At 67.2% G+C, this 6,002-nt stretch carries 4 protein-coding genes and 1 pseudogene; 2 read left to right on the top strand and 3 right to left on the bottom strand.

Annotated elements, in window-relative coordinates:
• Positions 1-411: pseudogene (locus B4L26_RS18290) on the bottom strand (excinuclease ABC subunit A); the annotation flags it as partial.
• A 142-nt stretch (positions 412-553) separates the two neighbouring features.
• Here B4L26_RS18290 and B4L26_RS18285 point away from each other — a divergent pair.
• Both B4L26_RS18285 and B4L26_RS18280 read left to right on the top strand, forming a co-directional pair.
• Positions 554-1,255, top strand: a complete 702-nt coding sequence (locus B4L26_RS18285) for an MBL fold metallo-hydrolase (protein WP_290721252.1) — start codon at positions 554-556, stop codon at positions 1,253-1,255.
• Between the two features lie 39 nt (positions 1,256-1,294).
• A complete protein-coding gene (locus tag B4L26_RS18280) occupies positions 1,295-3,628 on the top strand; it encodes an AAA family ATPase (RefSeq protein ID WP_290721249.1) in 2,334 nt (777 codons plus the stop codon).
• A gap of 12 nt (positions 3,629-3,640) precedes the next feature.
• On the opposite strand, the gene B4L26_RS18275 is transcribed toward B4L26_RS18280, so the two are convergent.
• Both B4L26_RS18275 and uvrB read right to left on the bottom strand, forming a co-directional pair.
• Positions 3,641-4,087 carry a universal stress protein gene (locus tag B4L26_RS18275; protein WP_290721247.1) on the bottom strand — a complete coding sequence of 149 codons (447 nt, stop codon included), beginning with the start codon at positions 4,085-4,087 and terminating at the stop codon, positions 3,641-3,643.
• 161 nt (positions 4,088-4,248) lie between these two features.
• Positions 4,249-6,002: excinuclease ABC subunit UvrB (gene uvrB, locus B4L26_RS18270; protein WP_290721245.1), on the bottom strand; the 1,754-nt coding region annotated here is incomplete at its 5' end.

Below are 6,002 nucleotides of genomic sequence, written 5' to 3'. Positions count from 1 at the left end.
GACGATCTGCTGCGGGGTCTGCTTGGCGATTTTCTCCCCGCACACCGCGCAATGCGCGGTCCCGGCCCGCGCGTACAGCAGGCGCAGATAGTCGTAGACCTCGGTGATCGTCCCGACGGTCGACCGCGGATTGCGGTTGGTCGACTTCTGGTCGATCGACACCGCGGGCGACAGCCCCTCGATGAAGTCGACGTCGGGCTTGTCCATCTGGCCGAGGAATTGCCGCGCGTACGCGGACAGCGATTCGACGTAGCGGCGCTGCCCCTCGGCGAAGATCGTGTCGAATGCGAGCGACGACTTCCCCGACCCGGACAGGCCGGTGAACACGATCAGCGAATCCCGCGGCAGATCGACATCGATCCCACGCAAATTGTGTTCGCGCGCTCCGCGCACGATCAAACGGTCAACCACTTCAACGCATCCTCACGGTTATCGGCGCCCCGGCCAGCGGGCCCTGTCGATACAGTCGCGTCCACATATACAGGCGACCTCTGACACTGCCGATAATTCTAGGCGTCGGCACCAAATCGGCCCCGGCCGCTACCGTTGGACCATGACTTCGATCAGCCCCGTCGACGACCACTACACAGGCTCCGTCGCAGGTCCGCACCAGCCGCAACGACGCACCACCGCCAACGCGACCATCACCAAGATGTCGGTCGGCCCGATGGACAACAACGTGTACGTGCTGACCTGCACGCAGACCGGTGAACAGCTGCTGATCGACGCCGCCAACGACGCCCCGGCCATCCTTGCGCTGCTCGAAGAGCTACCCGGCACGCTGCGAGCCATCCTCACCACGCACGGCCACCCCGACCACTGGCAGGCGCTGGCCGAGGTCGCCGCCGCCACCGGCGTACCCACTCTCGCCGGACGCGACGATGCTCCGCTGCTGCCCATCGCCCCCGACCGCCTGCTCGACGACGGTGACGAGATCACCGTCGGCAATCTCACCCTGTCCGCAATCCACCTCACCGGCCACACCGAGGGCTCGATCGCCCTGGCCCTGCGCGATGCCAGCAACGACGCCGCCGGCCCGCTGTCGGTCCAGCTCGTCACCGGCGACTGCCTCTTCCCCGGCGGTGTCGGCAAGACGTGGCAGCCCGGCGACTTCGAGCGCCTCCTGGGCGACGTGACGACGAAACTCTTCGACGTCTATCCCGACGACACCGCCGTGTACCCCGGCCACGGCTCCGACACCACCCTGGGCGATGAGCGCCCGAAGCTGCTCGAATGGGAGGCCCGCGGCTGGTGACCGGCGGGCCTGCTCTGGCCCGAGTACACTGGATCAACTGTGAATCCCGATCCCCGCATAGCCGACGAGCAGCAGCATCTCGACGCCGTCTACGGGCGCATCGACCGGATGCGCACGACGACGAACCGCCGACTGCGCGAGACCCTCGCCGAGAGCGGCGGCACCCCGCAGGCCCAATCCGAGCGTGAATCCTACGAGCGGCTCTACGTCGAGGACCTCGCGAAACTCGACGCCGCCGAGCACAACCTGTACTTCGGTCGGCTCGAGGTCGACGGGGAGAGTGCAGACGGTACGACCGGCAGGGTTGAGACCCGGCGCATCGGCCGTATCGGCGTCCTCGACGACGATGACGAGGACACCACCCTGCTGTTGGACTGGCGGGCACCGATGTCCCGACCGTTCTACCTCGCCACCCCCGCCGACCCCGACGGTGTGCGCGTGCGCCGCCACGTCCGCACCGGCAACCGCGAGGTCCGGAAAGTCACCGACGAGGTACTCGACGGCTCGATCGCGCAAGCCGAATCCGACGGAACCCCCGACGGCACGGTGACCCTCGGCGACGTGGTGAACGAATCCGCGCTCGTCGCCGCCCTCAACGCGGCCCGCACCGGCGAGATGACCGACATCGTCGAGACCATTCAGCGCGAGCAGGACCTCATCATCCGGTCGTCACACCGCGGCGTCAGCGTCGTCCAGGGCGGTCCGGGTACTGGCAAGACCGCCGTGGCCCTGCACCGCGCGGCCTACCTGCTCTACACCCACCGCGACCTGCTGGCGCGCAGCGGCGTGCTCATCATCGGCCCCAACACGGAGTTCCTGCGCTACATCTCCCAGGTCCTCCCCTCCCTCGGCGAGACCGGCGTGCTGCTCACGACCATCGGCAATCTGTTGCCCGGCGTGGACACCGACGTCGTCGACCCGCCGCGCGCCGCGGTCCTCAAGGGCTCCACCAACATTCTCGACGTCCTGCGCCGCCACGTCCGGACCTACCAGTCACTGCCCCGCACACCGGTGACCGTCCATTTCGACGGCTACCCGCTGGCCATCGACTCCGCGCTGGTCAAGAACGCGCGGGCCCGCGCGCGCAGCACACGCAAGGCGCACAACCAGGCGCAGCGCGAATTCCTCCGTTCCGCACTGCACGGTTTGGCGACCGCCTACGCCAAGCGCATCGGTTCGTCACTGCTCGACGGGACTCAGATGCTGTCGGGATCGGATATCGCCGACATCCGCGACGAGATGCGCGACGACGAGGATCTCGTGCGCGCACTGCTGGCCTTCTGGCCCCGTCTTGAGCCGAAACGCGTCCTCGACGACCTGCTCTCCTCACCGTCGGCGATCCGCACGGTGACACCCGGCTGGTCTGACGCCGACCGCGCCGCACTGGCACGGCCCGCGGGCGCGCGAATCACCGTCGGCGACGTGCCGCTGCTCGACGAGATCGCCGAACTGGTCGGTGCGGGGACCGCCGACGACGAGGCCGCCCAGCGGGCGCAGTGGCGCGCGAAGCTCGCCGAAGCTCAGGAGGCCCTCGACATCCTTGCCGGGTCGGCGCCACAGGACCTCGAGGACGAGATCGACCCCGAGATCCTCATGGCCTACGACCTCATCGACGCCGAGCAGCTCGCGCAGCGCCAACGCGTCACCACCCACCGGACTACGGCCGAGCGCGCCTACGACGACCGGACGTGGACCTTCGGCCATGTGATCGTGGACGAAGCCCAGGAACTCTCGGCGATGGCGTGGCGGATGGTGATGCGCCGCATCCCGAACCGTTGGATGACCGTCATCGGCGACACAGCCCAAACCTCCAATCCGGCGGGCGCACAATCGTGGGCGGCGGTGTTCGATCCGTATGTGCAGAAGCGGTGGCGCCTGCACGAGCTCACGGTCAACTACCGCACGCCGGCCGAGATCATGCGCTTCGCCGCCCGCCTCCTCAAGCGCATCGACCCGACACTGACGCCCCCGACGTCACTGCGCGCCAATGGAATCGAGCCGATGGCAGTGCGGGCGCGCGACGGCGATGCCGCGGTTGACGCGGTGGCCCTTGCGGCGGAAGCCGGTTGGCCGGGGCTGACCGGGATCATCGTCGCCGACGACGACTATCCCGCAACGGCGCGCGCTCTGGCGGAGCTGGGTGAACAGCGCGACATCGTCGCGCACACCGTCACCGGGTGCAAAGGACTGGAGTTCGACAACACCGTCGTCGTGGAACCGGCGGCGATCCTGGCCGCATCGGTGCGCGGCGCCAACGACCTGTACGTGGCCCTCACCCGGGCCACGCAGCGCCTCGTCGTCGTCGCCGAAAACGACTTGCCACCCGAGTTGGCAGACCTACCCGGGTGGCAAGAAGTCGGTGTCGGGCACTGAGCCCGACGCTGATTACGTCGTGTGGACGATGAGGACGTCGACCGCGGCCTTGCGCGCGGCGTCGGCCGGCACCGAGCCGAGCAGGCGGCCCGACAGGGTGTTGAGGCCCTTGTTGCCGACGACCAGCAGGTCGGCCTTGACGTCGACGACGAGCTGCAGCAGCGCGTCCACCGGGGCGCCCTTGACGGGGCGCTGCTGGATCAGCTTGGCGCCCGCATTCTGTGCGCGCTCCTTGGCGGTGCGCAGGATCTCCTCGGTGGGGGCGGAGCCGTGGACCTGGTAGGCCTCGTCCTTGAGGACGTCGGACACGGCCTCGATGTCGCGGCCCTCGTTGGGGAAGTACGCGCACGCGATGACGAGCGTCGCGTTCTCACCGGCGATCGCACCGGCGCGTTCCACCGCCTTCATCGAGGACTCGGACCCGTCGGTGCCCACTACCACGGTGCTGTATGCAGCCATTGACAATTCCCTCCAGATTTCGCATGACGTGCGAATAACGTGTTCTGCCATCCAGGCTAGTGCGCGTTCGGACCACCTGTACGGCAATCGTAATGCTCACCACAGTTGCGCTTGACACACTATCGGATTCGGCGCGGCACAGGTCTCATTCGCCCTCGTGTCTACTTGATACCGGCGGCGTCCATTCCGCGTAGTTCCTTCTTCAAATCGGCGATCTCGTCGCGCAACCGGCCAGCGAGCTCGAACTGCAGGTCTCGGGCCGCCGACATCATCTGATCGGTGAGCTGGGCGATCAGATCCGCCAACTCGGCGCGCGGCATGGCCGACACATCCCGGCGCTCGATGACGCCCGCACTGGTCGAACCCTTGGGGTTGTCGCCCTGCGCCCGGCGGCCGCGCGTCGCGTTGCGGCCTGATCCGCCGACGCTCACCTCGTCGTCGGCTTCACGGTAAACCTGGTCGAGGATGTCGGCGATCTTCTTCCGCAGCGGCTGCGGATCAATGCCGGCCTCCTTGTTATAGGCGATCTGCTTTTCGCGGCGCCGCTCGGTTTCATCGATCGCATTCTGCATCGAGTCGGTGACCTTATCGGCGTACATGTGCACTTCGCCGGACACGTTTCGCGCGGCGCGGCCGATGGTCTGGATCAACGAGGTCGTGCTGCGCAGGAACCCTTCCTTATCGGCGTCGAGAATCGCCACCAAGGACACCTCGGGCAGGTCGAGGCCCTCACGCAAGAGGTTGATACCGACGAGGACGTCGTACTCCCCCAGTCGCAATTGCCGCAGCAGTTCGACGCGGCGCAGAGTGTCGACTTCCGAATGCAGGTAGCGGACCCGGATCCCCAGCTCGAGGAGGTAGTCGGTGAGGTCCTCGGCCATCTTCTTCGTGAGCGTGGTGACCAGCACCCGCTCGTCGCGCTCGGTGCGTTCACGGATCTCGTGGACCAGGTCGTCGATCTGACCCTTCGTCGGCTTGACCACGACCTTCGGGTCGAGCAGACCGGTCGGGCGGATGACCTGCTCGACGAACTCGCCGTCGGACTGGCCCAACTCGTACGGGCCCGGCGTCGCCGAGAGGTACACCGTCTGTCCGATGCGGTCGACGAACTCGTCCCAGGTCAGGGGCCGGTTGTCGACGGCCGACGGGAGGCGGAAGCCGTAGTCGACGAGGTTGCGCTTGCGCGACATGTCCCCCTCGTACATGCCACCGATCTGCGGCACGGTCACGTGGGATTCGTCGATGACCAGCAGGAAGTCGTCGGGAAAATAGTCGATCAGCGTCGCCGGTGCAGACCCCGCACCGCGGCCGTCGATGTGGCGCGAGTAGTTCTCGATGCCCGAGCAGAACCCGACCTGCCGCATCATCTCCAGGTCGTAGGTCGTGCGCATCCGCAGGCGCTGCGCCTCCAGCAGCTTGCCCTTGGCCTCCAACTCGGCCAGCCGTTCTTCCAGTTCCGCCTCAATGCCTTTCATAGCGCGTTCCATACGCTCCGGACCGGCGACGTAGTGGGTGGCCGGGAAGATACGCACGGTGTCGACCTGGCGCACGACGTCGCCGGTCAGCGGGTGGAGGTAGTACAGCGCTTCCACCTCGTCGCCAAAGAACTCGATGCGGATCGCGAGCTCCTCATACGACGGGATGATCTCAACGGTGTCGCCGCGCACCCGGAAGCTGCCGCGCGTGAACGACATGTCGTTGCGGGTGTACTGCACGTCGACGAGCAGCCGCAGCAGCGCGTCGCGGTCGATCTCCTCGCCCACCGACATCTCCACCGAGCGGTCGAGGTAGGACTGCGGCGTGCCCAGGCCGTAGATGCAGGAGACCGAGGCGACGACGACCACGTCGCGCCGCGACAGCAGGCTCGACGTCGCCGAGTGCCGCAGGCGCTCCACGTCGTCGTTGATCGAGCTGT

This window comes from Gordonia sp. UBA7599 (assembly GCA_002477755.1).
Taxonomy (GTDB): domain Bacteria; phylum Actinomycetota; class Actinomycetes; order Mycobacteriales; family Mycobacteriaceae; genus Gordonia.
The sequence above is the reverse complement of the archived record's forward strand: the minus strand, read 5'-3'. Positions and strand labels throughout refer to the sequence as shown.

Excerpts from the sequence above, each read along its gene's own strand:
- B4L26_RS18285 (WP_290721252.1), top strand. The coding sequence starts at position 554 with ATGACTTCGATCAGCCCCGTCGACGACCACTACACAGGCTCCGTCGCA.
- B4L26_RS18275 (WP_290721247.1), bottom strand. The coding sequence starts at position 4,087 with ATGGCTGCATACAGCACCGTGGTAGTGGGCACCGACGGGTCCGAGTCC.